Raw genomic sequence first — 24,968 nt, 5'->3', positions numbered from 1 at the left:
GGTTAGGCATGGAACGGTCGTGCAACATGCTGCCAGAGGAAGGAAAGGTTCTTCAATATTCGCGGAGATAGATGAATGTGCCAAAGTTGCGTCTCGGGGAACCAGAGGTGCACATTCCGCGTCGTGGCGGGGCTGTGGGTGAGTGCAGTTTCGGGGAAAGTGCACGAACAACGCCCAGGATTCCAGCAGTTTCCCCGAAACTGCACGGAACCCTGGGCGGGGGGCGCGGCGGAGGAGGGACGCGTCAGCGGCCCAGGTGGGTGCCGAGGCGGCGGATGGTGAGGGCGGCGCAGATGCCGTGGCTGCGCAGGTTGCCGTGGATGCCGTCCGCGCTGTAGCTGGCCGGGTCGCGTTCGGTCGGATGCCCGGTGCAGTTCACGTGCAGCGTGCCCAGCCGGGCCGCCAGCGCGGCCGTACGCCGGGACAGGGTCATCATCCGCTCGCTCACCTGCGGCTTCACCGCCACCGGGAACGACGGCGCGTACGAGGCGTCGAAGATGCCGACCGTGATCACCTCGGCGCCCGCCTCCTGCAGCGCCTCGACCATCGCGGCCAGTTCGGTGTCGACCGCGTCCGGCTGGTACGACCGCCGCAACGCGTCGTTGCCGCCGGCGACCACCAGCGCCAGGTCCGGCCCGAACCGCAGCGCCTCGTCCAGCTGGGTGGCGCGCACCTCGGCGGCGCGCAGTTCCCGCACGCCGAGGTTGAGGTAGACCAGGTCGGGCTGCTGCGCGGCCAGTTCGACCCGGATGCGGTCGCACCAGGCCAGTTCGACGTAGCCGGGGACGGGGTCGCCGACGCCGGAGGCGACGCTGTCGCCGATGACCGCGAACCGTTTCCACGGATGCCCGGCCAGCAGCCGCGCCGCCTCCCCCGCCGCCAGGCAGTACGGGTCGGTCGCCTCGGCGAGCCGGTCGTACCCGGCGAGCGGGTCGTCAGCCGCCATGGCTGTTCGCCTTGCCGCGCGGGTCGGGCTGTGCGGGCAGCCGCACCTCGCTCAGCTCGGCCATCTCCGACAGCCCGGCCAGCTTCGCCTCCAGCTCGGCCAGCTCGGTGCGCATCCGCTCGGCCTGGCGCGTCGCCTCGGTCTGGTCGGCGGCCAGGGCCTCCTCGACGGTGCGGCGTACGCCGGGCACGTCGAGCAGGGTCAGCATGCCCAGCGCCTCGGAGCTCTTCACCAGGTGGCGGGCGCCGAGCAGGTTGCGGCCCTTGCGCACCTCGACCAGCCACTGGCCGTTGGCGTAGGCGAGGGTGACCGCGAGCCGCGCGGGCAGGCGCGCCGCCCCGGTGAGGATCGCCGGGGCGTCGGCGTTGAGCTGGCGCCAGGTCCGGTACGCGAGCACCGGCAGCAGCAGCGCCACCAGGTACGCCCCCACGGCGACGGCGAGCGCGGTCCGCAGCTCGTACCGGCCGGTGACCCAGCCACCGGCCACGGTGCCCACGGGGATGCCCAGGTATGCCAGTGCCGCGGCGTAGCCGCCGACCCGGCTGCGCACCGGCGCGGGCACCCGCTGTGACAGCAGCGTGCCCAGCGCGGGCGTCACCGACGACATGGTCGCGCCGCTGAGGAACGCCACCACCACGACCAGCAGCAGCACCGGCCGCAGCCCGTCGAGCACCGCCAAGGTGCCGCCCCCGGCGATGAAGCCCAGCGCCACCAGCAGATAGCGCAGCGGCTCACGGGCCAGCCCGGACAGCACCACCGCGCCGGTGACCGCGCCGAGCGCGAACGCGCCGCCGAGGAGTCCGAGCAGGTCCGGTTCACGCAGGGCCTCGCCGACCCAGACCAGCACCAGGATCACGGCCCCGGCCTGGACCAGCAGGTTGGTGCAGAACAGCACCGCGGCCAGGCGACGGACCAGGCCGTCGGAGCGCAGTTCGGCCAGCGCGCCGCGGCGCAGGTCCCGGCGCGAGGTCTGCGCGATCGGCGGCGCCTGGGCGTACGGGCTGCCCTTCTGCGCGCTCGCGGACTGGGTCTGCGTGGTGGCCTGGGCGGCGGACTGCTGCGGCTGCCGCTGGGCGGGCACGCCGGCCGCGACCGGTTCGTCGCCGCCGTCCACATCGTGCACCTCGACCGGCTCGGTCACCACGTCGCGCGACGACGCGGCGGCCCGGGTGCCGGGCTCGGCGGGCAGCACCTCGCCGACCATCGCCTCCGACATCGGCTGGGGCGCGGGCGCGGTGCGCACCGACGCGGCGTACACGGTCAGCGCCGCGGCGGCCGCGCACACCAGCGCGGCGCACCACAGCACCCCGGCCGGGCCGAGCCACACGGCCAGCCCGCCCGCGGCGACGCCGAAGCAGACCAGCAGCACCCACTGAACGACGGTGACCAGCTCGGACCGGGGCGGCCGCACCCCGCTCGGGCCCGCCTCACGGTGTAGCGCGTCCTTGGTGCGGTCGCTGAGGGCGCGCAGCGCGCCGACCCCCGCGGCCAGCCCGGCGACCGCCGCCACCGGGGCGGTCGGCAGCGCGAAGAAGGCCAGCCCGGCCAGCCCGGCCACCGACAGCAGGTCGAACAGGACCGTCGCGGTGCCCGTGTCGCGGCTGCGGTCGGCCAGCCTGGTGCCCAGCGGACTGGCCACCAGGTATGCCAGCAGCTGTGCGACGCCGACGATGCCGACCCGGATCAGGGCGTCCCGGGTCGGCTCCTGCGCGGCGAGCACGAGCCACGCCACGGCCAGGAAAGACACCCGGGTGGCCAGGGTGGAGACCGCGTCGGCGGCCAGCGCGGCCAGCGTTCCGGCGTGCTGGGTCTCTTCCTCGACCTCGGGCTCGATCAGCGTCTCGGGGATGGTCATCACGCCTCCTGAACGCCCGCGAGGTACCGCTCGCGCAGCGCCTTCTTGTCGACCTTGCCCGACTCGGTGAGCGGGAACGCCTCGATGAACTCGATCTGCTGCGGCGCCCACATCGCGTTGAGCTCGGCGGCGGCGTGGGCGCGCAGCTCGTCGCCGGTGACGGTGGCCCCGGCGGCGGGCACCACGTACGCGTAGACGGCTTCGCCCTCCAGCTCGTGCGGGACGCCGATGACCGCGGCGGCGCGCACCTGCGGATGGCCCGCCAGCGCGTCCTCGACCGGGCGACAGAAGACGTTGGTGCTGCTCAGACCGGTCACGATCATGTCCTTGACCCGGTCCAGCAGGTACAGGTAGCCGTGCTCGTCGAGCCGGCCCACATCACCGGTGCGCAGCCAGCCGTCGACCAGGGTCTGCTCGGTCAGTTCCGGCATGCCCCAGTATCCGGCCATCAGCAGCGAACCCGACACCCAGACCTCGCCGACCGCACCGGCGGGCAGCACCTGGTTGTCCTCGTCGCGGATCTGCACCCGGACGTCGCCGTAGGGCACACCGCAGGAGGCCAACCGCTCCGGGTGGTCCGGGTCGTGGTCGAGGTTGGCCATGGCGGTGATGAACGGGGACTCGCTCATGCCGTACACGATGCGGATGACCGGGCCGAACCGGGCGATCGCCTGGGTGAGCCGGGCCGGGGAGGCCGCGGCGCCGGAGACGGTCAGCGTCACCAGGCTGCTGAAGTCGGCGTCGGCGGATTTCGGGTCGTCGAGCAGCACGTAGAGCAGCGGCGGGGCGAGCAGGGTGCTGTTGATGCGCTCCCGCGCGACCGTCTCGTAGAACAGCGGGTACTCCAGCCCGTCGTGCAGGAACGCGGTGCCGCCGGAGAACAGCGTCATGAACACCGCGGTCTGCGCGCTGACGTGCCAGGTGCCGGCGACGAGCAGGTGGCGCAGCTGCGGCGCGCCGCTGGCCAGGTAGAACTCCGACAGCAGGTGCAGCGCGGCGAAGAAGCCGTGCCGGTGGTGCACCAGTTTCGGCGAGCCGGTGGTGCCGCCGGTCTGGAACAGCGAGCTGGGCTCGTCGGTGACGTCGGCGGGGTCGAACGGCAGCTCGGTCGCCCTGTCGGCGTTCAGGTCAGGTCCGACGCCGCCGGGGCCGAAGCAGAGCACCGGGCGGTCCTGCGCCAGCGCGGCCAGCTCGGCGCCCATCTCGGGCAGGATCACGGCGTCGTACACGAAGAAGTCGACCTCGGCCAGGTCGAGGAAGCCGCGCCGGAACCGGTCGGGGGCGTTGTTGGCGATCCACGCCGTGCGGCAGCCCAGCAGGTGCGCGGCCAGCTGCAGGAAGACGGATTCGGCCGGGTTGCGGGCGAGCACGCCGATGGCGGCGCCGGGCCGGACGCCGTGCCGCCACAGCGCGGCGGCCATCGCGACCACCTCGGCGTGCAGCTCGGCATAGGTGTATCTACGTCCGTCGACGGCCACCAGCGCTTCGGCGTCACCGTACTTCGCGAACAGCGTCAATGCCCGGTGGGCGTAGTTGGTTGCGGGATCGAAGGACTGCTCGCCCACGAGACGTCACCCCTGTTTGGTCCGGCTGCGCTCATGGCCCGCGATTGCGGGGCGAGCTGATTAGCTGGTGGCAGGCCACTTCCCGTGGTGTGGGCGCGACCTACGCGGGGACGATACCGGGGCGTCGGTGGATCGGCCACTGGCAACTCGTATCGATCTAATCTGCAATCGGGACATTTGCCAACGCAAACGTCTGGTGTGGATCGGGAGGCCGACCGGCCCGTTCCCTCGGCGCCCGCAGCGGCCTACACTGCCGATCTGGCGCCCCACCGGTGATCGACGGGCTTGGACCCCCGCACCGCACCGGCCCGCCGTTCGCACTGTCCCCCCAGTGACCGAGAGGCCTGCCCACCCATGAACAGCCCCCGGCAACGCCAACTTCTGATGGCCCTGGTCACGATCGTGGCAGTGGGCTCGACCCTGCTGGTCGCGACCGCCAACAGCATGGCTGTGGCACCCGAACCGGAGCGCTGGACCGGCTCGTGGTCGGCCGCGCTGACCGCCGCGGGGGCGGGCAAGTCCAAGGACGGCTTCGCCGACCAGACGATCCGCATGTTCGTGCACACCTCCGTCGGGGGCACCGCCGCGCGCATCCGGCTGTCCAACCGGTTCGGCACCGCGCCGCTGACCATCGGTCACGCCACCGTCGCGCTGCCCTGGCCCGAGGCGGGCCCCGGCGACATCAAGCCCGGCTCGGCGGTCGACGCCACCTTCAGCGGGCAGCGTTCGATCACCATCCCGGCCGGTGGCAGCGCTGTCAGCGACCCGGTGCGCATGGACGTGCCCGCGTCGCAGGACGTCGCGGTGAGCCTCTACGTCCCGGTCGCGTCCGGTCCGTCGACCTGGCACGTGTACGCCCGCGAGACGTCCTTCATCGGCCCCGGCGACCACGCCAACGACGCCAGCGGCGCGAAACTGCCCGAGACCCGCAACAACTGGTACTACCTGACCGGCCTCGACGTGCTCAACCGCACCGGGCAGGGCTCGATCGTGGTGCTGGGCGACTCCATCACCGACGGTTTCAAGTCGACCGTCAACGCCGACCACCGCTGGACCGACTACCTCGGGTGGCGGCTGAACAAGGAAGCACCGGGCGGCAAGGCCCCCGGCATCCTGAACGCGGGTCTGGCGGGCAACCGGCTCACCCTCAACGGCAGTGACGGCGGCTTCAACGAGCTGGGCATGAACGGGTCGGCCCGGTTCCACTTCGACGTGCTGGGGCAGACCGGGGTGCGCACCGTGATCCTGGAACTGGGCATCAACGACGTGTGGCTGAGCCAGGACAACGCCGACAACATCATCGCGCGGCTGCAGGCGATGGCCCAGCTCGCGCACCAGTCCGATCTGAAGATCCTGGTGTGCACGCTGAGTCCGTGGAACGCGTTCGAGTCGGCGCCCGGGGTGGTGGCGTACACGCCGACGCTGGACTCGGTGCGGCTGACGGTGAACTCCTACATTCGGACCACCACCGACTTCGACGGGGTCATCGACTTCGACTCGGTGCTGCGCAACCCGGCCGACCCGTCCAAGCTGCGCCCGGAGTGGGACAGCGGCGACCACATCCACCCCAACGACAAGGGCAACGAGGCGATGGCCGCCGCCATCCCGCTCGACCTGCTGCTGCTCGACGAGGACGAGGACCTGCGCTGACATGGTCGCCGAGGTCTCGCTGGCGTCGCTGCACACCGACGAGGTGCGGCGCGATCCGTACCCGTTCTACGCCGACCTGCACCGGCACGGCCCGGTCTGCCGGGTCGCGCCGGGCGACCGGTACTCGTACGTGGTGCACGGCCATGACGCGTCGGCGCAGGTGCTGCGGGACTCGGCGACCTTCAAGGTGATGGACGAGACCCTGCTGCCGTCCCCACCCAGCTGGGAGAACGACCGGGCGCTCGCGGTGTTCATGAACTCGGTGTTCTTCACCAACGCGCCCCGACACACCCGCATGCGCAAGATGTTCAACCAGGCGTTCACGCCGCGGCGGATCAACGCGCTGGAACCGGCGATCGACCGGCTGACGGCGGACCTGCTCGACCACCTGGCCGCGCAGGCCGCCGGCGGCAGCAAGATCGACTTCATGGCGGAGTTCGCCTTCCCACTGCCCGCCAACGTGCTCGGCGAGCTGCTCGGCGTACCCGAGGAGCGGCGTGCCTGGTATCGCCCCCGGGCCATGGCCCTGGGCGCGATCCTGGAGCTGGGCGGCAGCACTCCGGCCAACGTCGCCGCCGCCAACACCGCCTCGCAGGAGATCACCGCGTACTTCGCCGAGCTGGCCGCGGCGCGGCGCACCGACCCCCGCGACGACATGATCACCGCGCTGACGCAGGCGCTGGAGTCCGACGGCGACCAGCTCAGCGAGCACGAACTGCTGGCCAACCTGATCGTGGTGTTCAACGCCGGGTTCGTCACCACCACCCACCTGCTCGGCAACGGCCTGACCCTGCTGCTCGACCGCCCGGACCACCTCGCCCGCCTACGCGCCGACCCCGCCCTCGCCCCGCAGTACGTCGAGGAGATCCTGCGCTACGAGGTGCCGACCCACTTCTCGGTGCGCTACACCGCCGCCGACACCGAGGTCGCGGGGGTCGACATCCCCCGGGGCAGCTGGGTGCTCGTGCTGCTGGCCGCCGCGAACCGCGACCCCGAGCACTACGCCGACCCGGACGTCTTCGACCCGATGCGCACCGAGACCTCGACGCTGAGCTTCGGCGGCGGAGCCCACTACTGCCTCGGGGCGGCACTGGCACGGCTGGAGGGCCAGCGAGGGCTCACGATGCTGCTGGACCGGTTCGCCGACATCAGCCTGGCCGAGCCGCCGGGAACCCCACGCCAGCTGATGCTGCGCGGCCACGAGCAGCTCTGGGTCAATCTCGGCTGACGCCGGGTGCCGGGGTGCGCGGTGGAGCCGTGCAGTTTCGGGGAAAGTGCACGAACGAGGTCCAAGATTCCCGCACTTTCCCCGAAACTGCAGCCTGACGTCGGGCTCAGGGCGTCGGGCTCAGGGCGTCGGCGGTTCGCCGGTCGTGACGGCGGGGCGGGGCGGGAGCTCACTCTGGATGCGGCGCCAGTGGTAGATGTAGACCGGCACCGCGATCAGCAGCATGGTGCCCGAGCTGACCAGGCCCAGCACCGAGTTGCGCCGCTGGGAGTCCTTGGCCTGCTGCTCCAGCCGCTGCTGCTCCTCCGGGCTGATCTTGTTGTCGGGCACGCCGTAGTAGCCGTAGCCGGGGTCGGGGTAGAGCAGTTCGACCGTGCCGCGGACCAGGCTCACCGCGGCGAAGATCGAGATGATGAGGGTGATCAGGCAGACGAGGTACAGGTACAGGTTGCGCAGGGTCATCCGGTCGCCGATGGACATAACCGCTCCCCTTCCAGCCCACCCCGGCGGGGCGGGCACCTGGGCACATTGTCCGCCGCCGATGGCGGCCGCGCCTGAGGAACAGGGCCAGACTCAGCGGCCGATCAGGTTGACTCCGACCGTGCAGACCACCGACAGCAGCAGCGAGATCAGAATCATCGCGAGGCAGCCCCAGCCCCCACCCAGCGGCCTGACCTCGACGTTACCGATACGCATGTCAGGCGTGGGAGGCGGCCAGGGCGGCGCCGACGATGCCCGCGTCGTTGAGCAGGGCGGCGGGGACCAGCGGGGTGCGTACGTCGATGTGTGGGAGGAACTTCTCCGACTTCTTGCTCACCCCACCCCCGATGATCATCAGATCGGGGTTGAGCAGGCGCTCCAGTTCACGCAGATAGTCCTGCACGTTCTTGGCCCACTCCTTCCAGCCCAGATCCTCGACCTCGCGGGCGTGCGCCGAGGCGTGCAGCTCCGCGTCCTTGCCGTGCAGTTGGATGTGGCCCAGCTCGGTGTTGGGCACCAGCTGGTCGTCGAGGAAGACGGCGCTGCCGATGCCGGTACCGAAGGTCAGCATGATGGTGACGCCCTTGCGCCCCTTGCCCGCGCCGTACGTCATCTCGGCGATCCCGGCCGCGTCCGCGTCGTTGAGCACCACCACAGGCAGGCCGAGCGCCTCGACGAAGAGGTCACGGGCGGGGGCGCCGATCCACGAGTGGTCGACGTTGGCCGCCGTCCGCGTCACGCCGCCCTGGACCACGCCGGGAAAGGTGACGCCGACCGCTTCGATGTCGGCGAACTGCCCGGCGACCTCGGCGACAGTGGCCACCACAGCCTTCACGTCGGACGGCTGCGGCGTCTCCAACCGCACCCGCTCTTCGGCGAAGCCGCCCTGTTCGAGGTCGACCGGGGCGCCCTTGATGCCGGAGCCGCCGATGTCGATGCCGAGGATCGCCATGCGGCCAGTCTATGCGGCCGCCGCGCGTCGTACGGCCTCGATCGAGGCGGCCACATCCGCCTCGTCGGTGGACCAGTTGCTCACCGAGACGCGTAGCACGTCGCGGCCCTGCCAGTGCGAACCGGACATCCAGGCGGTGCCGTCGGCGAGCAGCCGCTCGGTCACCGCACGGGTACGTTCGTCGCTGCCGAAGCTGACGCAGACCTGCGTGAACACCACGTCGTTGCAGACCCGCGCGCCCTCGATCGCGCCGAGTCCGGCGGCGAGCGCGCGGGCGTGCCGGGTCAGCCGGTCGACCAGGTCGGCGACGCCGTCGCGGCCGAGCGAGCGCAGCGCAGCCCAGACCGGCACGCCCCGGGCCCGGCGGGACAGTTCGGGAGCGCGCTCATGCGGGTCGCCGGGGCCCTCGGTGCCCGCGTGCACCAGGTAGCTGGCCCGGGTGCCGAAGGCGGCGCGCAGCGCGGCGGGCCGGGCCACCACGGCGATGCCGCAGTCGTACGGCACGTTGAGGGTCTTGTGCGCGTCGGTGGCCCAGGAGTCGGCCAGGTGGTGGCCGTCGAGCAGATGGCGGGTCGTCGGAGCGGCCGCCGCCCACAGGCCGAAGGCGCCGTCGACGTGCACCCAGGCGCCATGGCGGTGGGCGAGTTCGCAGGCGGCGCCGATCGGGTCGTACGCGCCGGAGTGGACGTTGCCGGCCTGCAGGCACACGATGGTCGGCCCGGACCCGGCGGCCAGCTCGCGCTCCAGCGCGTCCAGGCGCAGCCGTCCCTGTGCGTCGGCCTCGACCGGGGTCGGGGCGCCCAGGCCCAGGTAGCGCAGGGCCAGGTCGACGGTGGCGTGGCGTTCGGCGCCGACGAGCACGCGGACCCGGGGCGCGCCGGTGAGGCCGTCGCGGTCGAGGTCCCAGCCCGCGTCGGTGAGCACCTGTTGGCGTCCGGCGGCCAGGCCGGCGAAGTTGGCCATGGTGCCGCCGGTGACGAAGCCGACGTCAGCCCCGGCGGGCAGGCCGAGCAGGTCGAGCAGCCACGCCCCGGCCACCTCCTCGGCCGCGGCGGTGCCGGGGGTGGCGAACCGCATGCCGCTGTTCTGGTCCCAGGCGCTTACCAGCCAGTCGGCGCCGAGCGCGGCGGGCAGCGTGCCGCCGATGACCCAGCCGTAGAACCGGCCGGACGGCATCGTCATCAGGCCCGGCTCGATCTCGCGGGCGAGCAGGTCGACGACCTCGGCCGGGTCGGTGGGTCCGGCCGGGAGCGGGCCGCCGAGGCATTCGCGCAGCTCGTCGGCGTCGGCGCGGGGCGGGATGGGGCGGTCGGGCACCGCGGCGAGCCAGTCGTGGGCGTGTGCCGCGGCGCGGGCGAGCGCGGCCTGGTACTGCTCCGGGCGAGCGGTCATGACCACAAGTCTCTCCCGCCAGTCGGGCGCCAAACTCATGGGGCTGCTCGTGGGAGCGCTCTCACGATATCGTCGCGATCATGCCGAAGATCCGCCCGTACCGTCCCTCCGATCGCGACGCCGTCTACGAGATCTGCGTCCTGACCGCCCACAACGGCGGCGACGCCCGCCCGCACTACCAGGACCCGGGCATCCTGCCCGAGATCTTCGCCGGCCCCTACGTCCACCTCGACCCGCAGTTCGCCTTCGTCCTGGCCGACGACGAGGACCGGGCCGTCGGCTACATCATCGCCACCGGCGACACCGAACGGTTCGTGCGCCGCTTCCGGCAGGAGTGGCTGCCGCTGGTGGCCGACCGCTACCCGCCGCTGGACGGCGAGGCGGCCACCTCGGACGAGGTCATGCGGTGGCTGCTGCACCGGCCGGAGCGGATGGTCGTGCCCGCGCTGGTCGACTACCCGGCGCACCTGCACATCGACCTGCTCCCGGAGTACCAGCGCCAGGGCTGGGGTCGGCAGTTCGTGGACACCCTGGCCGAGGCGCTGGCCGCCGCCGGGGTGCCCGCGGTGCACCTGGGCATGGTCACCGAGAACACCGCCGCCCGCGCCTTCTACAACCGCATCGGCCTGCACGTCATCGATGTGCCCGACGCGGGCGTGTTGACCTACCTCGGCCTGAAGCTGGGGTGACATCGCACTTTCCGCCACTGTAGACGGTCCGATGGTCGCTTGTTACCTCAGCGATACATATAAAAACTGTCCTACATCATGACCGGCGGCATCTCGTTGCAGCCCCTGCGCTCGGCGCAGGGGCGGGCAAACCCCTATCCCTTCTACGCGCACCTGCACACCCTCGGCGGCCTGGCGCTCGTCGGCGGCGAGGACGAGCGCTACGACGTCGTGGTGCACGGCTACGACGCGGTGCAGCAGGTGCTGCGCTCGCCGGACTTCCTGACCGTGGACGCGCGCCACCTCGACCGGAGCATGCCCGAATGGCGTGCGCACCCGTCGCTGACCACGCTGCGCGCTTCGATGTTCTTCACCAACGCGCCCGACCACACCCGGGTGCGGCGGCAGTTCAGCCGCGCCTTCACCGCGCGCAGCCTGCAGAGCATGGGCCCCGCGATCACCCGGATGACCGACGATCTGATCGACCGGATGCTGGCCCGAGGCGCTGGCGGCACGGCGGTGGACTTCATGGCCGAGTTCGCGTTCCCGCTGCCCAGCAACGTCGTCGGGGAGCTGCTCGGGGTGCCCGAGGACGATCGGGCCTGGTTCCGGCAGCGGGTGCTGGACTTCGGCACCGTCCTGGAGCTGGGCGGTCGCACCGAGGAGAACCTGCGCATCGCCGACACCGCCGCCGGCGAGCTGATGGCATACTTCGCGGACCTGGTCGCCAAGCGCCGCGCCGAACCGCGCGACGACCTGGTCAGCGCGCTGATCGCCGCCGAGGACGCGGAACTGCTCAACGAGACCGAGCTGCTGGCCAACCTGATCACCGTGTTCAACGCCGGGTTCGTCACCACCACCCACCTGTTCGGCAACGGCCTGGTCCTACTGCTCCAGCGGCCGGAACTGCTGGCCGCGCTGCGCGACGACCCCGACCTGGCCACCGGGTACGTCGAGGAGATCCTGCGCTTCGAGCCGCCGGTCCACTTCGTGGTGCGCTGGGCGGCCCGCGAAGCCGAGATCGAGGGGGTACGGATCCCCACGAACGCGATGATGCTGGTGCTGCTCGGGGCCGCCAACCGCGACCCGCGCAGCTACCCCGACCCGGACACCTTCGACCCGACCCGCGGCGACAGCCAGCCCGCCAGCTTCGGCGCGGGCGCGCACTTCTGCCTGGGCGCCGCGCTGAGCCGCATCGAGGGGCAGCTCGTCTTCCCACACCTGCTGCGGCGACTGCCCGGACTGGCCCTGGCCGCCCCGCCCGGCGACCGGCGGGCGCTGATGCTGCTCGGCTACGACACGCTGCCCGTCACCCTGGGCTGAGGCGAGACGACATGACCTGGCACATCGCGTTCCTCAACGCACCCACCATCGGCGAGGTGTTCCCGACGCTGGCGATCGTGGCGGAACTGGTCCGGCGCGGGCACCGGGTCAGCTACGCCACCGGGCAGGCGCGGGCCGAGGTGGTCGGCGCGATGGGCGCCACCGTGGTGCCGTACGAGTCGAGCCTGCCCGACGAGGCCGACCCCGCCCTGCTGCCGCCCGAGCCGGACGACTACTTCAGGACCATCCGCAGCGGCTTCCTGCGCGAGGCGTACACGACGTTCCCGCAGCTGGAGGCGATCTGCGAGGCCGACCGCCCGGATCTGCTGGTGTATCACACCCAGACGTTCGCGGCGCGGATGCTCGCGGTGAAGCACGGCATCCCGGCGGTGCAGCTGTGGACGTTCATGGCCGCCAACCCGAACTGGTCCATCGGCAAGCACCTGGGCCTGGAGGCCGCCGGATTGGCCGGGCTGGCCGAACACCAGCAACGCCTGGACGACCTGGCCGCCGCGCACGGCTGCGATCCGGAGCGGGTGCGCGCGTATAGCCCGCGGCGGCATTTGATGCTGTACCCGCGGTTGATGCAGTTCCGGCACCTGAACTTCGACGGGCGCTACCGCTTCGTCGGCCCCTGTGTGGGGGCGCGGCCGTTCCAGCGGCCGTGGCTGCCGCCCGAGCCGGACCGCCCGGTGGCGCTGGTCTCGCTGGGCACCGTCTACAACCGGCTGCCGGGCTTCTACCGCACCTGCGCCGAGGCGTTCGCGGGCACGGACTGGCAGGTGGTGGTGTCGCTCGGGGAGCGCACCGACCCGGCCGAGGTCGGTCCGGTGCCGGACAACGTGCACGTCGCGGCGAGCGTGCCCCAGCTGGAGGTGCTGCGGCACGCCCGGGTGTTCGTCACGCACGCGGGCATGGGCGGGTCCCTGGAGGCGCTGCGGGCGGGCGTACCGATGCTGACCCTGCCGCAGACGCCGGAGCAGCAGGTGAACGCCGCGCGGCTGGCGGAGCTGGGCGCGGCGCGGCCGCTGGACCCGGACCGGTTGACCCCGACCTACCTGCGCGCGGCGGTCGACGCCGTCGCGGGCGACGAGTCGATGCGCCGCAAGCTGCTCCGGCTCAGCCACGAGCTGCGCGCCTGCGGCGGCGCGACGCTGGCCGCCGACCTCATCGAGGCGGAACTGCCGGTCGCAGCCCATTGACTGTAAAGACTATTAACATTTAAATTGTTGTGCATGCGTCGATTTATTCGCGGCCTGATGGGCCTGTGCCTGCTCGGCTCTGTCCTTCTCCTGCCCAGCCCGGCCCATGCCTCGGTCGGCCAGAGCACCTGGTCCAGCGCCACCCTGGCGCCCGGCGGCAGCCAGACCTGGCACTGGAACAACGCCGGTTCGACCTCGGTATACGAGGTGGGCCTGTCGCCGCAGGGCGCGACGACCGCCGCCACCTGCGAGTTCGAGAAGGTGCGCGACTGGTACGTCCAGCGCCTCAACTCCGGCGTCAGCGAGCTGGAGTACTACTTCACGGTCAAGAACGTCGGCACGATCACCTGCTCTACCGACATCACGCTGGCCTGGGTCAACACGACCACCACCCTGGGCACCACCACCGTCCCGGCCGGCACCGGCGGCGGAACCTGGTACTACTACGACGACCCCGGCACCACCACCTCGGTGATCCCCGCGTTCACCCCGCGCGGGGCGACCGCGGCCAACCCGTGCCAATTCGAGGTGTCGCTCATCCAGATCGCCACCGCCGAGGGCAGTCGGCGCCACGCCATCACCATCGAGAACACCGGGGCCATCAGCTGCCAGGTCGACGTACGGCTGGCCGCGATCCCGATCGGCAATTCGTGGGCGAGCGGGACGATGTCGCCGTACACGACGAAGACCTGGCACTGGAACAATGCCAACCCGGCCACCGCCGTCTACGCCGTGGGGATCACCCCGGCGCAGGAGTTCAAGTGGTGGGGCGTCGAGCGCACCTGGTACGTCCAGCGCATCAACAGCGATGGTTCGGCCGAACGCGAGTTCTTCCTGACCATCCGCCACTACAACTCCGCCGCCAGCGGCTCAGCCCAGATCCTCCTGACCCGCGCCGCCTGACCCCGGCCAGGCCGCCGCCCGCCCTCAGTGGGCGGCGGCCGCGGCGGCGCGGTGGGCGCGCAGGGCCTTCTTGTCGACCTTGCCGACCTCGGTGAGCGGCAGGTCGTCCAGGAACTCCACCGTGTGCGGCGCCCACAGTTCGTTCAGCTCCGCCACCGCCCATTCGCGCAGCTCGGTCGGGGTGATCGCGGCGTCGGCGGCGGGCACGACGAAGGCGTAGACGGCCTCGCCCATCTGCTCGTGCGGCACCCCGATCACGGCCGCGGCACGCACCTGTGGGTGGCGGCTCAGCGTGTCCTCGACGGTACGGGAGTACACGTTGGTCGAGGTCTGCCCCGTCACGATCATGTCTTTGGCCCGGTCGACCAGGTACAGGTAGCCCTCGGCGTCGAAGTGGCCCAGGTCGCCGGTGCGCAGCCAGCCGTGCACGATGGTGTGCCGGGTCAGGTCCGGCTGGCCCCAGTACCCGGCCGTCATCAGCGGCGCCGACACCCACACCTCGCCGACCACCTGGGGCTCGACCGGCCGTCCCCGCTCGTCGCGCACCTCGACCCGCACCCCCGGGTAGGGACGTCCGCACGAGGCGAGGCGTTCCGGGTGCGCCGGGTCGACCGCCACGTTCGGGTACGCGGTGATGAAGGTGGCCTCGCTCATGCCGTACACCGGGCGCAGCACCGGGCCGAACCGCTCGATCGCCTGCGCCAGCCGCACCGGCGACACCGCGCTGCCCGCGCACGACAACGTGACCAGGCTGCTCGTGTCGGCGTCGGCCAGGCGCGGATGGTCGAGCACCTGCGCCAGCATCGGCGGCGGCAGGATCGCGCTGCTGATCCGCTCGCGCTCGACGGTGTCCAGGAACGCGCCCGGCTCGAACCGGTCGTGCAGCACCAGCAGCCCGCCGGTCCACAGCGTGATCATCGCGGCGGCCTGCTGGCTGGAGTGCCAGAAGCCGCCCACGGCCAGGTGGCGCAGTGCCGGCCCGCCCGCGGCCTGGTAACCGTCGGCGGCGGCACGCACGGCCTGGAAGAAGCCGTGCCGGTGGTGCACCAGCTTGGGCCGACCGGTGGTGCCGCCGGTCTGGAACAGCGACTGCGGCTCACGCCCCGACGGCGGCAGACCCGTCGGCGGCGCGCCCACCGGCCGGGGCGCGGCCAGGTCGGCCCCGACGCCCTCGCCGAAGCAGAACACGTCCAGCTCACCGGCGTGCGCGGCCAGCTCCTCGCCGAGCATGGCGTGGGTGCGGCCGTCGTAGACGAACGCGTCCACGTCGGCCAGGTTCAGGTAGTCGGCGCACAGGCGCGGCGGGGCGTTCGGGGCGATCCACACCGACCGCGCCCCCAGCAGGTGCAGCGCGAACTGGACCTGCACCGCCTCGGGCGGGTTGCCGGCCAGGATCGCCACCGCCGAGGAGGAGCGGACGCCGTGGTCGTACAGCAGCCCGGCCATGTTGCGGATGCCCGCGGCGAGTTCGGCGTAGGTCAGCCGCCGCGCACCGTGGACGACCGCCTCGGTGTCGCCGTAGCCGTCGAACACGGCCAGCGCCTGGGCGGCATAGTTGTCCAGCTCCATGACGGAATCCCCCGTCTCGCCTCGACCGGCCGCGCCACCCGTCGACGCTGGCGAGGCACGCGCTCGATCCGGGACCATACTCCGGTAACGAGATCGCGACCATGAGTCGACAATGGCGTTACGGCTGCCTCCTCAGTGGACGCCACAACATCGACATCTGTGGTATGGAGCGCTCTCGCCATCGTCAGCCCCGTAAGGCCGCGACCAGCGCCTGAGCCAGCACGACCGTCTGCGCGGCGTCGCGGCCCGACGGCACCGAGGCCGCCAGCTCGATCTCGTAGCCGTCGACGAACGCCCACAGCAGCACCGTCGTACGGGTCGCGTACGGGGTCACCGTCATGGCACCGCCATCACCGAGGTCCAGCACGGTCACCGTCTCGCCCAGCCACTCCTCGGCGAGATCCTCGGCCACGCCCTGGCGGGTGCGGAACAGCTCGGTCGGCGCTGCCCAGGCCACCGATGCGAGCAGGGGCGCATCCGACCCCGGGCCGACCGAGCACTGTCGGAACAGCACGCCCCGTTGGTTGCGGCCGCTGGTGTCGCGCCGTCCCGCGTCCGGCCCGACCAACGCCGCCACGGCCGGTTCGGGCAGATGGGCACAGACGTCGAAGGCGATCTCATCGCTCGGCCGCTGCCTGGTGGCGACGGCCAGCACCGCCGACGCCACGACCACGGCGGCGGCCGCGCCCACGACCACCCTGCGGCGGCGCACGAACCAGCCCGCCAGCCCACCCAGCTGTTCCGACACCGTCGCCCCCGCTTCCCGGCCCCGTACTCCGGAGCCGCCGCGCAGGCTACCCGACCTGATCAAGGCCGATCTGGGCGGCCAGCTCGGCGGCCTCCTCCCGGGTACGCCGCGAACGCGCGCCAAGCGCCTCGCGGACCGTCCCGGCGACCTCGGCCGCGTCGCCGGTCAGCTCCCACAGCGCCCCGGCGGCGGCGAACCGGTCGCGGATGTCGGCGCCGCTGTCGCGGATCTCGCGCAGCCGCTGGGCCACGTCCGGGTCGGCGTCGCCGAACACCTCCGCGGCCACCACCGCGGCGAGCACGTCCAGCCGGGGCGCCACCGCCAGCGCGTCGCGCAGCGGCTCGACGTCGCCCCCGGCCAGCCACAGCAGCCGCAGGTAGGTCACCTCGCCGTTGGCGATCGCCGCGATCGCCGCGATGACGGCCGGGTCGTCCGTGCCCGCGTGGGCCAGGTGGTGGGCGATCCACAGCCGGGCCGGGAACGTCATCTGCGGCAGGTGCCGGGCCAGCGGCGCCACCGTCATCGCCGGGGGCAGCAGATCCAGCAGCCCGCGCAGCTCCCGCTGCTGGGCTGCCGACTTCGCGGCCTGGCGCACGTCGATCGCGGTGGCCAGGTGCACCACCCGCGCCAGCATGGCCTCGTGCACGGCCGGGTCCGGCGGCAGCGTGGCCAGGGCGTCGGGCAGGTTGTGCGGGGTCCAGCCGCCGCGCAGCGACTCGACCGCCCAGTCGCGCCAGCGCTTGTCACCGACGCGGATCAGCGCGCCCAGCGCCGAGCGGCGGTTGCGGCCCCGTTCGATCGCCTGCACCAGCCAGTCGGCGTGCCGCAGGGTCAACGTGTCGTCGTCGGCGACCAGCGCGTACGCCCGTTTGCGCACCCGCTCGCCCTCGTCGTCGAGCAGCACGGTGACCAGATCCGCCACGGCGGGAGGCAACGCGCCGGGCAGGGCGGCCACGGCGTCGACCACGTCGCAGCGGGCCTGCTCGGTGCCGGTGCGCGCGATGGTGGTGAGCACCGCGGCGGTGCGACCGGGGTCGCCGCCCACGGCGTACGCCAACAGGCCCCGCAGCGACGCCCGCAGGGTGGCCCAGCGCAGCGCCTCCGGGTCGGCGGCCCAGCCCTCGGCCAGCGCCGCCTGCGCCGCCTGGTCGGGGGCCAGCCCGGCCTCGCGCAGAGCCAGCACCGCCGCGACGCGTACCGTGGCGGGCTGTCCCGGGGCGAGCAGCGCGGGCAGCCAGCCCGCGGCCGCGGCCGGGTCGAGCCGGGCCGCGGCCACCAGCGGGGTGACCCGGCGGTAGAGGTCCAGCTCGTCGTCGGCCCGTTCGCGCAGCGTGGCCGCCAGCGCCGGATCGGGCCCGCAGAAACCCAGCAGGGCCGTGGCCGTCTCGGCCACCCAGTAGTCGTCCATGTCGGACAGCGCGCGCAGGTTCACCGTGAAGAAGCGCAGTTGCTCGCGCGCCGCCGCGCCGCCCTCGTCCGTCACCACGCCGACCAGCAGCCGCAGCAGCTGGTCGGGCAGCAGCGCGGCCGGATCACCCGCGTACGCGATGATCGGGGCCACCAGCATCGGCGCCTGTGGGTGCACCCCGCCATCGGCCGGGAGCAGCACCGCTTCCAGCCGATCCATGCCGTCGTAGTCGCTGGCGGCCAGTCTGATCAGGCCCAGCAGATCCACAGAGTCCACGCCACCGGTCACCGGCTGATAGTAGGCACGCGCACCCCGAGCGGACACCCGGTCCCGTAGTCTCCCTGCGTGCGGTGGGTCCTGCGTGTGTCGATCATCCTGTTGGCGTTGACGTTCACCGCGCTGGCCGGTGTCCAGTTCGTACGGTTGCACGCAGACAGTCCGCTCGACCGGACCGACGCCGAGGTCGTCGCCGACGCGCTGCCCCGGCTGGCCTTCCTGCGCGACGCCCTCGACTCCGGCAGCGCCGACCGGATGCAGCAGCTGTTCCCGGAGGGCTACTTCTTCAGCTACGCCCTGTACGGCCTGGCCTGGGTCGACGTCGGCGCCCGCGACACCGCGCTGCGCGAGCGGGCGCTGACCGAGGCCCGCTGGGCACTGGCGCACACCGACTCCGCCGCCGGTCGGGCGGTCTTCAGCCAGACCCTCGACCCGCCGTACGGCGTCTTCTACCAGGGCTGGTCGACCTGGCTACGCGGCGGCGTCGCCCAACTGCACGGGCCGGACGCGCCGGAACTGCCCCGGCTGCGCGCCGACGCGCGGGCGCTGGCCGCCGCGTTCCAGGCGAAGCTGGACGGCAGCGGGTCGCCGTTCCTGACCGCGTACCCCGGGCAGGCCTGGCCCTGCGACAGCGTGGTCGGCCTGGCCGCCGTGCGCCGCGCCGACCGGCTCACCGGCGACGACCACGCCACCCTGGTCGGCACCTGGCTGGCCGCCGCCGACAGCCGCCGTGACCAGCGCACCGGGCTGCTGCCACACACCGTCGACCCGACCTCCGGACAGCCCACCGACCTGGCCCGAGCCACCTCGCAGGTGATCATTCTGCGATTCCTGGCCGAGGTCGACCCGGCTCACGGCGCCGCCGACTGGACCAGGTTCCGACAGCACTTCGCCTCGACCGTGCCGGGCGTGCCCGGCATCCGCGAGTGGCCCGTGGGCGTGGACCGGACCGGCGACGTCGACTCGGGCCCGCTGCTGCTCGGACTGAGCGCCTCGGCCAGCGCGGTCGCGCTCGGCGACGCCGTCATCTACCGCGACCCGGCGGCCGCGGCCGCCCTGACCGGACTGGCCGAAACCACCGGCCTGGCGATCGAACTGCGGGGCAAACGCCGCTACCTGGGCGGGGCGCTGCCGATCGGGGACGCGTTCCTCACCTGGTCACTGACCGCCCGACCCGGTGTCGTGGCCGCCGAGGGCGACGGTCCATCATGGACCTGGCGACTTCCCTGGTACGTCGTGCTGCCGAACTCGATCGCGCCGTGGTGGATGCTGGTGGCCCTCGCGGTACGTCCGAGGTCGAAACTGTCCGAGCGGGGGGTCCCGCCGACCCGGACCAGCCACTAGGTTGCCGGGGGACGTGACGGGCCGCGACTGCGGCGTAGAGACGAAACGGCAGGACAGCGGCGGTGCAGGACGATTTCGGGTATGAGGGTCGGCGCAGGCGCCGGTTCCCGGTGCTGGAGCGGCTGCGCACCCTACCGCTGATCGGGGCCGCGGTGTTCACCGTGGCATTGCTCCTGCTGGTGTACCAGATGCTGCAGACGCCGATGATGTGGAGCAACGCCGAGCCCGCCGACTCGCCCGTGCCAGCGGTCGGCGCGCCGTCGCCGCGCAACCCCGACGTGCCCCCGCCGAACTCGCCGCCGCCCGCCGCCCCGGCCAGCCCCGGCGCCACCGGAACCCCGGCCCCCGGCGCCTCGCCGTCCGCGATCTCGATGGCACCGTCCAGCTCGGCGTCACCGTCGCCGGCCCCGCCCGCCCCGCCGGCGCCGCCCGCCGCCCCGCGCACCACCCGCTACGAGGCCGAGTCCGCGTCGATGAGCGGCGCCCGGTCGGCCAGCGACCACCCCGGCTTCAGCGGCGTCGGATTCGTCGACTACGACAACACCTGGGGCAGCTGGGTGCAGTGGGACGTGACGGCGCCCAAGTCCGGCCCGGCCACGGTGGTGCTGCGCTTCGCCAACGGGTCGGGCCGCAGCCGCACCATGTCGATCAGCGTCAACGGCGTGCCGGTCCTGGTCGACCTGCTCTTCGACGACACCCGCGGCTGGGAGAACTGGCAGAGCCGCACCGTCAGCATCCAGCTCAACGCCGGTACCAACACCATCCGGGCCACCGCGGTGAACCCCAACGGCGGCCCGAACGTGGACTTCCTCGAACTGACCGCCTGACGCCCCGCCGGGTCTCAGGGGATCAGCAGTAGCTTGCCGGTGGTACGGCGACCCTCCAGGTCCTCGTGCGCCCGGCGGGCCTCGGCCAGCGGGTAGCGCTCGCTGATCGCGACGTGCAGCGTGCCCTCGGCGACCCGACCGAGCACGTCCTCGGCACGTTCCAGCAGCTCGGCACGGGTGGCGGTGTAGTCGACCATCGTCGGTCGGGTCAGCCACACCGAACCGGCCTGCATCAGCCGGATCGGGTCGACCGGCGGGACCGGACCGCTGGCGGCGCCGTACAGCGCCAGCACGCCGCGGCGACGCAGCGAGGCGAGGCTGGCGTCGAAGGTGGAGGCGCCGACGCCGTCGTACACGGCGTCCACGCCGAGGCCGTCGGTCAACTCGCGGACCTTCCCCGCCACGTCGTCGACCTCGGAGTAGCGGATCACCTCGGCCGCACCCGCGCCCCGGGCCAGTTCCTCCTTGGCCACGGTGGAGACGGTGCCGATGACCCGGCCACCCATCGCGGTCACCAACTGGGTCAGCAGCAGGCCCATCCCGCCCGCGGCCGCGTGCACCAGCACGGTGTCGCCGGACCGGACGTGGTGGATGTCGTGGGTGAGCATGTGCGCGGTCATGCCCTGCAGCAGCACCGCCGCGGCGGTCTCGTCGGAGACCGCGTCGGGCACCGGCACCAGGCGCTCGACCGGCACGGCGGCGTACTCGGCGTACGCCCCGATCTGGTTGGCCCAGGCGACCCGGTCGCCGACCGCGAGCGAGTCCACGTCCGGCGCGACGGCGACGACCCGACCGGCCGCCTCCATGCCCGGGGTCAGTGGGAGCTGGTTCGGGTAGCGGCCGGTGCGGTGGTACACGTCGATGAAGTTGACGCCCGCGGCGGCGACCTGCACCACCGCCTGGCCCGGACCCGGCTGCGGCACCTCGCCCACCGCCGGGGTGAGCACCTCCGGCCCGCCGAACTCGCTGACCTGGATCAGATGCATGGGTCGTGCCCCTTCCGCCTCGCTTGATCGCCGCGACCGAGTCTGCCACGGCCACCGCCACCCGGTTCACATCCCGCGCGAACGCCCCCGCCCCGTGTTGCGCCCACCACTTCCAATATGGAGCCCCCAGCCACAGCCCACACCGCCCGCCCAGAGGTGCGCCGCACGCTCCGCGGGCGGCACGTCGCGCTCTATAGCCCGCACCTCGCTCCGCAGCCCGCACCTCGCTTCGCAGCCCGCACCTCGCTTCGCAGGCGGCGCCGTGCGGCGCATGGTCTGCCCGCACGGGCTGATCGTGCGGCTTGGTCCCGCCTGAGCCGGCTCTGGCTCGCATGATCCGTGATTGTGGACGCTGGGTGCTGCTATAGCGACACCAGGCGTCCACAATTACGGATCATCACGCGCCCAACCCCGCGTACTTGAGTCCGGGGCGGGCCGGGCCGCGGTCGCTCGCGGAGCGGCCGTCGGCTCAGCCCGCCAAGGCCAGGGCCAGGGGCAGTACGCCGGGGGCGCCGGCGAGGAGCAGTTCGCGGGCCACCAGGGCCATGGTCCAGCCGGAGTCGACCAGGTCGTCGACGAGCAGCACGGGGCCGGACAGCCCGCCGAGGGCGGTGCCGACCTCGGGCGGCAGGTCGAAGGTGCCGTAGCGGGCGCGTACGCGCTGGGCGCTGTTGGCGCGGTTGGCCTGCAGGCGTGGCTCGCCGACGCTGCGCACCTCCCCCAGCAGCGGCAACCGACCCACCCGGGCCACGTGCTCGGCGACACTGGCCACCAGCCGGGGGCGCTTGCGCGACCCGATCGCCACCACCCCGGCCGGACGCTGCGGCCACGGCTCGTCGCCCTTGGCCCAGTCCTTCAGCACCTCGACCACCACAGCCAGCACGTCGTCGGGTGCCGGACCGTCGGCCGCGCCCTCGTCGACCAGCGACCGCAGCCGCGAGCCCCAGCCCAGGTCCGACAGCCGTCCGACGGCCCGGCCGGGCCACATCTGCTCCTCGGCGGCGATCTTCCCGGTCAGCGGCACCCCCACCGCGGCCAGGCCCGTCGGCCACATCCGGCGCGGTTCGATCACCACCCCGGGCCGCCCCAGGAACGCCTGCGCGGCGGCCAGGGCCGGGCCGGAGACCTGTGCGTCGTACGCGGGACCAGCGCAGTTGTCGCAGCGCCCGCATCGGGTGGCCGCCGGGTCGTCGAGGGTGCGGCGCAGGAACTCCATCCGGCAGGCGGTGCTCTCGGCGTACTCCCGCATGCTCTGCTGCTCGGCCTCGCGCGCCCGCGCGATGCGCTGGTAGCGCTCGGTGTCGTAGCGCCACGGCGTGCCGGTGGCGACCCAGCCGCCGCGCACCCGCCGCACCGCGCCATCCACGTCCAGCACCTTCAGCATCAGCTCCAGCCGGGCCCGGCGCAGATCGACCTGCACCTCCAGCGCCTGCGTGGACAGCGGCCGCCCCGCGTTGTCCAGCGCCGACAGCACCCGCAGCACCTGCTCCTGCGGCGGGAACGCCAGCGACGCGAAGTAGCGCCAGATCGCCGCGTCCTCACTGCCCGGCAGCAGCATCACGTCGGCGGCGGCGACCGAACGCCCGGCCCGGCCGACCTGCTGGTAGTACGCGATCGGGGAGCTCGGTGCGCCCAGGTGGATCACGAAGCCGAGGTCGGGCTTGTCGAAGCCCATGCCCAGCGCGGACGTCGCGACCAGCGCCTTCAGTTTGTTGTCCAGCAGGTCCTGCTCGGCGACGCGACGCTCGGCGTCCTCGGCCTGCCCGGTGTAGGCGGCCACCGCGTAGCCGCGCGAGGCCAGGAACTGGGCCGTCTCCTGCGCGGCCGCCACGGTCAGGGTGTAGATGATCCCCGAGCCGGGGATGCGGTCCAGGTGGTCGGCGAGCCAGGCCAGGCGGTGGGCCGGGGTCGGCAGCCGCAGTACGCCCAGCCGCAGCGACTCCCGGTCCAGCGGCCCCCGCAGCACCAGCGCGTCGCCGAGCTGCTCGGCCACGTCGGCGGTGACCCGCTCGTTCGCCGTCGCCGTCGTCGCCAGAACCGGGGTGCCCTGGCCATCCGCACCAACTGGCAGTTCGGCCAGCATGGTGCGCAGACGGCGGTAGTCGGGGCGGAAGTCGTGGCCCCAGTCGGAGACGCAGTGCGCCTCGTCCACGACGAGCAGGCCCGTCGTGGCGGCCAGGCGGGGCAGGACCGAGTCGCGGAAGTCGGGGTTGTTCAGCCGCTCGGGGCTGATCAAAAGTACGTCGACCTGCCCCGCCTGGATCTCGGCGGTGATCTGCTCCCACTCCTCCAGGTTCGCGGAGTTGATCGTGCGGGCGTGGATGCCCGCGCGGGCGGCCGCGTCGACCTGGTTGCGCATCAGCGCGAGCAGCGGAGAGACGATGACGGTGGGGCCGTGGCCGCGCTCGCGCAGCAGAGCCGTGGCCACGAAGTAGACGGCGGACTTGCCCCAGCCGGTGCGCTGCACGCACAGGACCCGGCGGGAGCCGGTGACCAGGGCGTCGATGGCGGTCCACTGGTCGGGGCGGAGGACGGCGCGCTCACCCGCCAGCTTGCGGAGGATCGCTTCGGCTCTGTCCCTGATGTCCGCTGTCACCCCCCATTCCTACCAGCCTGGCCGGGCGCGCCTCCGCTTGGTCATGCCACGGGCGCCGTTGGGCATCGTCGCGCGCTCTCCCAGCTGGTAGCGCGATGATCCGCGCCGCCGCGCTGGTGCCGCGCGATGATGATCGCGGTTCGCGGTCAAAACCTCGGCTAACAGCCGACATTCCGACCGGCAACCGCGATCTTCGGAGGCAAGCTCGGATGATGATCGCTCCGTTGGCCCCCGATGGCAGGGTTCGGCCGCAAGCGCGCAGTGAAGTGACCCAAAACCGTGATCTTCGAGGAACGTTCGACCGCTGGACTGCTCCGACTGCACTGGTCAGTGGTTCACCACGGCCGGACGGGCATCGTCCGGCAGGTGGATGAGCAGTTCGGAGACGACCGCACCGTCCCGACGCACGTCAACCCGGGCAGCCCAGGCACGCAGTGTGAAGCTCGGCGCCGGCGACCAAGCCCACAACACCCGTGCCGATACAAGCTCCGCGTCCAGTTCCGCCCGCCAGCGGCCGAACTCGCCGGTGCGCCATACCAGCAGTGGCACCTCCCGGTCCGCCCCCGTGCGAAGGGCGCCGACGCCGACTATGTCCAGCGCCGCGGTGACCGTGTCCGGCAACTTGTCGCGCACGGGCACGCCGTTGGCCTCTGCCGCGCGTCGCAGGTAGTGCACCTTGACCGCCTCGGGCGGCAGCCCGAGCACGGCCCGGCCGGAGCCCTCGTTGCGCCCGAACTCCAGGTTGGTGGTCAGCCCCGGCAGCCGTTGCATGTCCCGCGGAACCCAGAACAGGATGACGTCGACCACCGCCATCCACCGTTCCTCCCACACCTGGCTGACATAGCCGACCGGCGGGTGGTGGCGGTCCCGGGCCTCCGGCACGAAGACGACCAGCAGTCCATCGTGCTTCCACGCGTCCGCCAGCAGCATCAGCGCGTCCGGTCGCCATGAGACGACGTTCGGGTCCCGGGGCATCGGGCCAGCCAGGAAGATGGACGCCTGCCAGCTCGCCGGAGGCTCTTCCCCGGCGTGGACGGCGATCGTGTTCAA

The 24,968-nt window shown here is 72.6% G+C and carries 21 protein-coding genes; 8 read left to right on the top strand and 13 right to left on the bottom strand.

Annotated features, from left to right (window positions below):
• Window positions 1-244: 244 nt before the first annotated feature.
• Genes KUA19_RS38760 through KUA19_RS38750 form a run of 3 tightly spaced genes read right to left on the bottom strand, consistent with a single transcriptional unit; the run spans window position 245 to window position 4,366 of the window.
• Window positions 245-946, bottom strand: coding sequence for an SGNH/GDSL hydrolase family protein (locus tag KUA19_RS38760; protein WP_217404401.1), 702 nt, complete (start codon window positions 944-946; stop codon window positions 245-247).
• On the bottom strand, window positions 936-2,801 hold the full coding sequence (locus KUA19_RS38755) for an MFS transporter (RefSeq protein ID WP_217404399.1): 1,866 nt from the start codon (window positions 2,799-2,801) through the stop codon (window positions 936-938). Before KUA19_RS38755 ends, KUA19_RS38760 begins: the two co-directional genes overlap by 11 nt.
• Window positions 2,801-4,366 (bottom strand): AMP-binding protein, encoded by a 1,566-nt coding sequence (locus tag KUA19_RS38750; RefSeq protein ID WP_217404397.1) that lies wholly within the window; start codon window positions 4,364-4,366, stop codon window positions 2,801-2,803. Before KUA19_RS38750 ends, KUA19_RS38755 begins: the two co-directional genes overlap by 1 nt.
• A gap of 408 nt (window positions 4,367-4,774) precedes the next feature.
• Between KUA19_RS38750 and KUA19_RS38745 the strand changes: the two genes are divergently transcribed.
• Together KUA19_RS38745 and KUA19_RS38740 are read left to right on the top strand one after the other, a co-directional pair.
• Window positions 4,775-6,016, top strand: a complete 1,242-nt coding sequence (locus KUA19_RS38745; protein WP_217404395.1) for a GDSL-type esterase/lipase family protein — start codon at window positions 4,775-4,777, stop codon at window positions 6,014-6,016.
• Window position 6,017: 1 nt separating this feature from the next.
• The gene (locus KUA19_RS38740) at window positions 6,018-7,244 is read left to right on the top strand and encodes a cytochrome P450 (protein WP_217404393.1); all 1,227 of its coding nucleotides are present in this window, start codon (window positions 6,018-6,020) and stop codon (window positions 7,242-7,244) included.
• 120 nt (window positions 7,245-7,364) lie between these two features.
• Here KUA19_RS38740 and KUA19_RS38735 read toward each other — a convergent pair whose 3' ends face one another.
• The 4 genes from KUA19_RS38735 to KUA19_RS38725 form a co-directional block, all read right to left on the bottom strand.
• On the bottom strand, window positions 7,365-7,724 hold the full coding sequence (locus KUA19_RS38735; RefSeq protein ID WP_217404391.1) for a hypothetical protein: 360 nt from the start codon (window positions 7,722-7,724) through the stop codon (window positions 7,365-7,367).
• Between the two features lie 93 nt (window positions 7,725-7,817).
• Window positions 7,818-7,940, bottom strand: a complete 123-nt coding sequence (locus KUA19_RS44325) for a hypothetical protein (protein WP_302563713.1) — start codon at window positions 7,938-7,940, stop codon at window positions 7,818-7,820.
• Between the two features lies 1 nt (window position 7,941).
• Complete coding sequence (gene ppgK / locus KUA19_RS38730) at window positions 7,942-8,676, bottom strand: polyphosphate--glucose phosphotransferase (RefSeq protein ID WP_217404389.1); 735 nt, start codon at window positions 8,674-8,676, stop codon at window positions 7,942-7,944.
• 9 nt (window positions 8,677-8,685) lie between these two features.
• Window positions 8,686-10,068 (bottom strand): pyridoxal phosphate-dependent decarboxylase family protein, encoded by a 1,383-nt coding sequence (locus KUA19_RS38725; RefSeq protein ID WP_217404387.1) that lies wholly within the window; start codon window positions 10,066-10,068, stop codon window positions 8,686-8,688.
• 80 nt (window positions 10,069-10,148) lie between these two features.
• Here KUA19_RS38725 and KUA19_RS38720 point away from each other — a divergent pair, with 80 nt between their 5' ends.
• The 4 genes from KUA19_RS38720 (at window position 10,149) to KUA19_RS38705 (ending at window position 14,164) form a co-directional block, all read left to right on the top strand.
• Window positions 10,149-10,757 carry a GNAT family N-acetyltransferase gene (locus KUA19_RS38720; protein ID WP_217404385.1) on the top strand — a complete coding sequence of 203 codons (609 nt, stop codon included), beginning with the start codon at window positions 10,149-10,151 and terminating at the stop codon, window positions 10,755-10,757.
• A gap of 78 nt (window positions 10,758-10,835) precedes the next feature.
• Complete coding sequence (locus KUA19_RS38715) at window positions 10,836-12,059, top strand: cytochrome P450 (protein ID WP_217404383.1); 1,224 nt, start codon at window positions 10,836-10,838, stop codon at window positions 12,057-12,059.
• Window positions 12,060-12,070: 11 nt separating this feature from the next.
• Window positions 12,071-13,261, top strand: a complete 1,191-nt coding sequence (locus KUA19_RS38710; protein WP_217404381.1) for a macrolide family glycosyltransferase — start codon at window positions 12,071-12,073, stop codon at window positions 13,259-13,261.
• A gap of 33 nt (window positions 13,262-13,294) precedes the next feature.
• Entirely contained in the window at window positions 13,295-14,164 is an 870-nt protein-coding gene (locus KUA19_RS38705) for a hypothetical protein (RefSeq protein WP_217404379.1), read from the top strand.
• Window positions 14,165-14,188: 24 nt separating this feature from the next.
• On the opposite strand, the gene KUA19_RS38700 is transcribed toward KUA19_RS38705, so the two are convergent.
• The 3 genes from KUA19_RS38700 to KUA19_RS38690 form a co-directional block, all read right to left on the bottom strand.
• A complete protein-coding gene (locus tag KUA19_RS38700) occupies window positions 14,189-15,733 on the bottom strand; it encodes an AMP-binding protein (protein ID WP_217404376.1) in 1,545 nt (514 codons plus the stop codon).
• A gap of 184 nt (window positions 15,734-15,917) precedes the next feature.
• Window positions 15,918-16,481 (bottom strand): hypothetical protein, encoded by a 564-nt coding sequence (locus KUA19_RS38695; protein WP_217404374.1) that lies wholly within the window; start codon window positions 16,479-16,481, stop codon window positions 15,918-15,920.
• Between the two features lie 46 nt (window positions 16,482-16,527).
• A complete protein-coding gene (locus tag KUA19_RS38690) occupies window positions 16,528-18,177 on the bottom strand; it encodes a hypothetical protein (RefSeq protein ID WP_217404372.1) in 1,650 nt (549 codons plus the stop codon).
• A gap of 57 nt (window positions 18,178-18,234) precedes the next feature.
• Between KUA19_RS38690 and KUA19_RS38685 the strand changes: the two genes are divergently transcribed.
• Complete coding sequence (locus KUA19_RS38685; RefSeq protein WP_217404370.1) at window positions 18,235-19,509, top strand: hypothetical protein; 1,275 nt, start codon at window positions 18,235-18,237, stop codon at window positions 19,507-19,509.
• A gap of 62 nt (window positions 19,510-19,571) precedes the next feature.
• Entirely contained in the window at window positions 19,572-20,336 is a 765-nt protein-coding gene (locus tag KUA19_RS44835) for a CBM35 domain-containing protein (RefSeq protein ID WP_217404368.1), read from the top strand.
• Window positions 20,337-20,350: 14 nt separating this feature from the next.
• Here the strand turns inward: KUA19_RS44835 and KUA19_RS38675 are convergent, their stop codons facing one another.
• The 3 genes from KUA19_RS38675 to KUA19_RS38665 form a co-directional block, all read right to left on the bottom strand.
• Window positions 20,351-21,322 carry a quinone oxidoreductase family protein gene (locus tag KUA19_RS38675; protein ID WP_217404367.1) on the bottom strand — a complete coding sequence of 324 codons (972 nt, stop codon included), beginning with the start codon at window positions 21,320-21,322 and terminating at the stop codon, window positions 20,351-20,353.
• 469 nt (window positions 21,323-21,791) lie between these two features.
• Complete coding sequence (locus tag KUA19_RS38670; RefSeq protein ID WP_308167894.1) at window positions 21,792-23,918, bottom strand: RecQ family ATP-dependent DNA helicase; 2,127 nt, start codon at window positions 23,916-23,918, stop codon at window positions 21,792-21,794.
• A gap of 327 nt (window positions 23,919-24,245) precedes the next feature.
• Window positions 24,246-24,968 carry a TIR domain-containing protein gene (locus KUA19_RS38665; protein ID WP_254550802.1) on the bottom strand — a complete coding sequence of 241 codons (723 nt, stop codon included), beginning with the start codon at window positions 24,966-24,968 and terminating at the stop codon, window positions 24,246-24,248.

The organism is Catellatospora tritici (assembly GCF_019083965.1).
GTDB lineage: Bacteria > Actinomycetota > Actinomycetes > Mycobacteriales > Micromonosporaceae > Catellatospora > Catellatospora tritici.
Note: the sequence above shows the minus strand (reverse complement) of the source record. Positions and strands in the feature narration are given on the sequence as shown.

Excerpts from the sequence above, each read along its gene's own strand:
- KUA19_RS38760 (WP_217404401.1), bottom strand. The coding sequence starts at position 946 with ATGGCGGCTGACGACCCGCTCGCCGGGTACGACCGGCTCGCCGAGGCG.
- KUA19_RS38755 (WP_217404399.1), bottom strand. The coding sequence starts at position 2,801 with ATGACCATCCCCGAGACGCTGATCGAGCCCGAGGTCGAGGAAGAGACC.
- KUA19_RS38740 (WP_217404393.1), top strand. The coding sequence starts at position 6,018 with ATGGTCGCCGAGGTCTCGCTGGCGTCGCTGCACACCGACGAGGTGCGG.
- KUA19_RS38735 (WP_217404391.1), bottom strand. The coding sequence starts at position 7,724 with ATGTCCATCGGCGACCGGATGACCCTGCGCAACCTGTACCTGTACCTC.
- KUA19_RS44325 (WP_302563713.1), bottom strand. The coding sequence starts at position 7,940 with ATGCGTATCGGTAACGTCGAGGTCAGGCCGCTGGGTGGGGGCTGGGGC.
- ppgK (WP_217404389.1), bottom strand. The coding sequence starts at position 8,676 with ATGGCGATCCTCGGCATCGACATCGGCGGCTCCGGCATCAAGGGCGCC.
- KUA19_RS38725 (WP_217404387.1), bottom strand. The coding sequence starts at position 10,068 with ATGACCGCTCGCCCGGAGCAGTACCAGGCCGCGCTCGCCCGCGCCGCG.
- KUA19_RS38720 (WP_217404385.1), top strand. The coding sequence starts at position 10,149 with ATGCCGAAGATCCGCCCGTACCGTCCCTCCGATCGCGACGCCGTCTAC.
- KUA19_RS38715 (WP_217404383.1), top strand. The coding sequence starts at position 10,836 with ATGACCGGCGGCATCTCGTTGCAGCCCCTGCGCTCGGCGCAGGGGCGG.
- KUA19_RS38710 (WP_217404381.1), top strand. The coding sequence starts at position 12,071 with ATGACCTGGCACATCGCGTTCCTCAACGCACCCACCATCGGCGAGGTG.
- KUA19_RS38705 (WP_217404379.1), top strand. The coding sequence starts at position 13,295 with ATGCGTCGATTTATTCGCGGCCTGATGGGCCTGTGCCTGCTCGGCTCT.
- KUA19_RS38700 (WP_217404376.1), bottom strand. The coding sequence starts at position 15,733 with ATGGAGCTGGACAACTATGCCGCCCAGGCGCTGGCCGTGTTCGACGGC.
- KUA19_RS38675 (WP_217404367.1), bottom strand. The coding sequence starts at position 21,322 with ATGCATCTGATCCAGGTCAGCGAGTTCGGCGGGCCGGAGGTGCTCACC.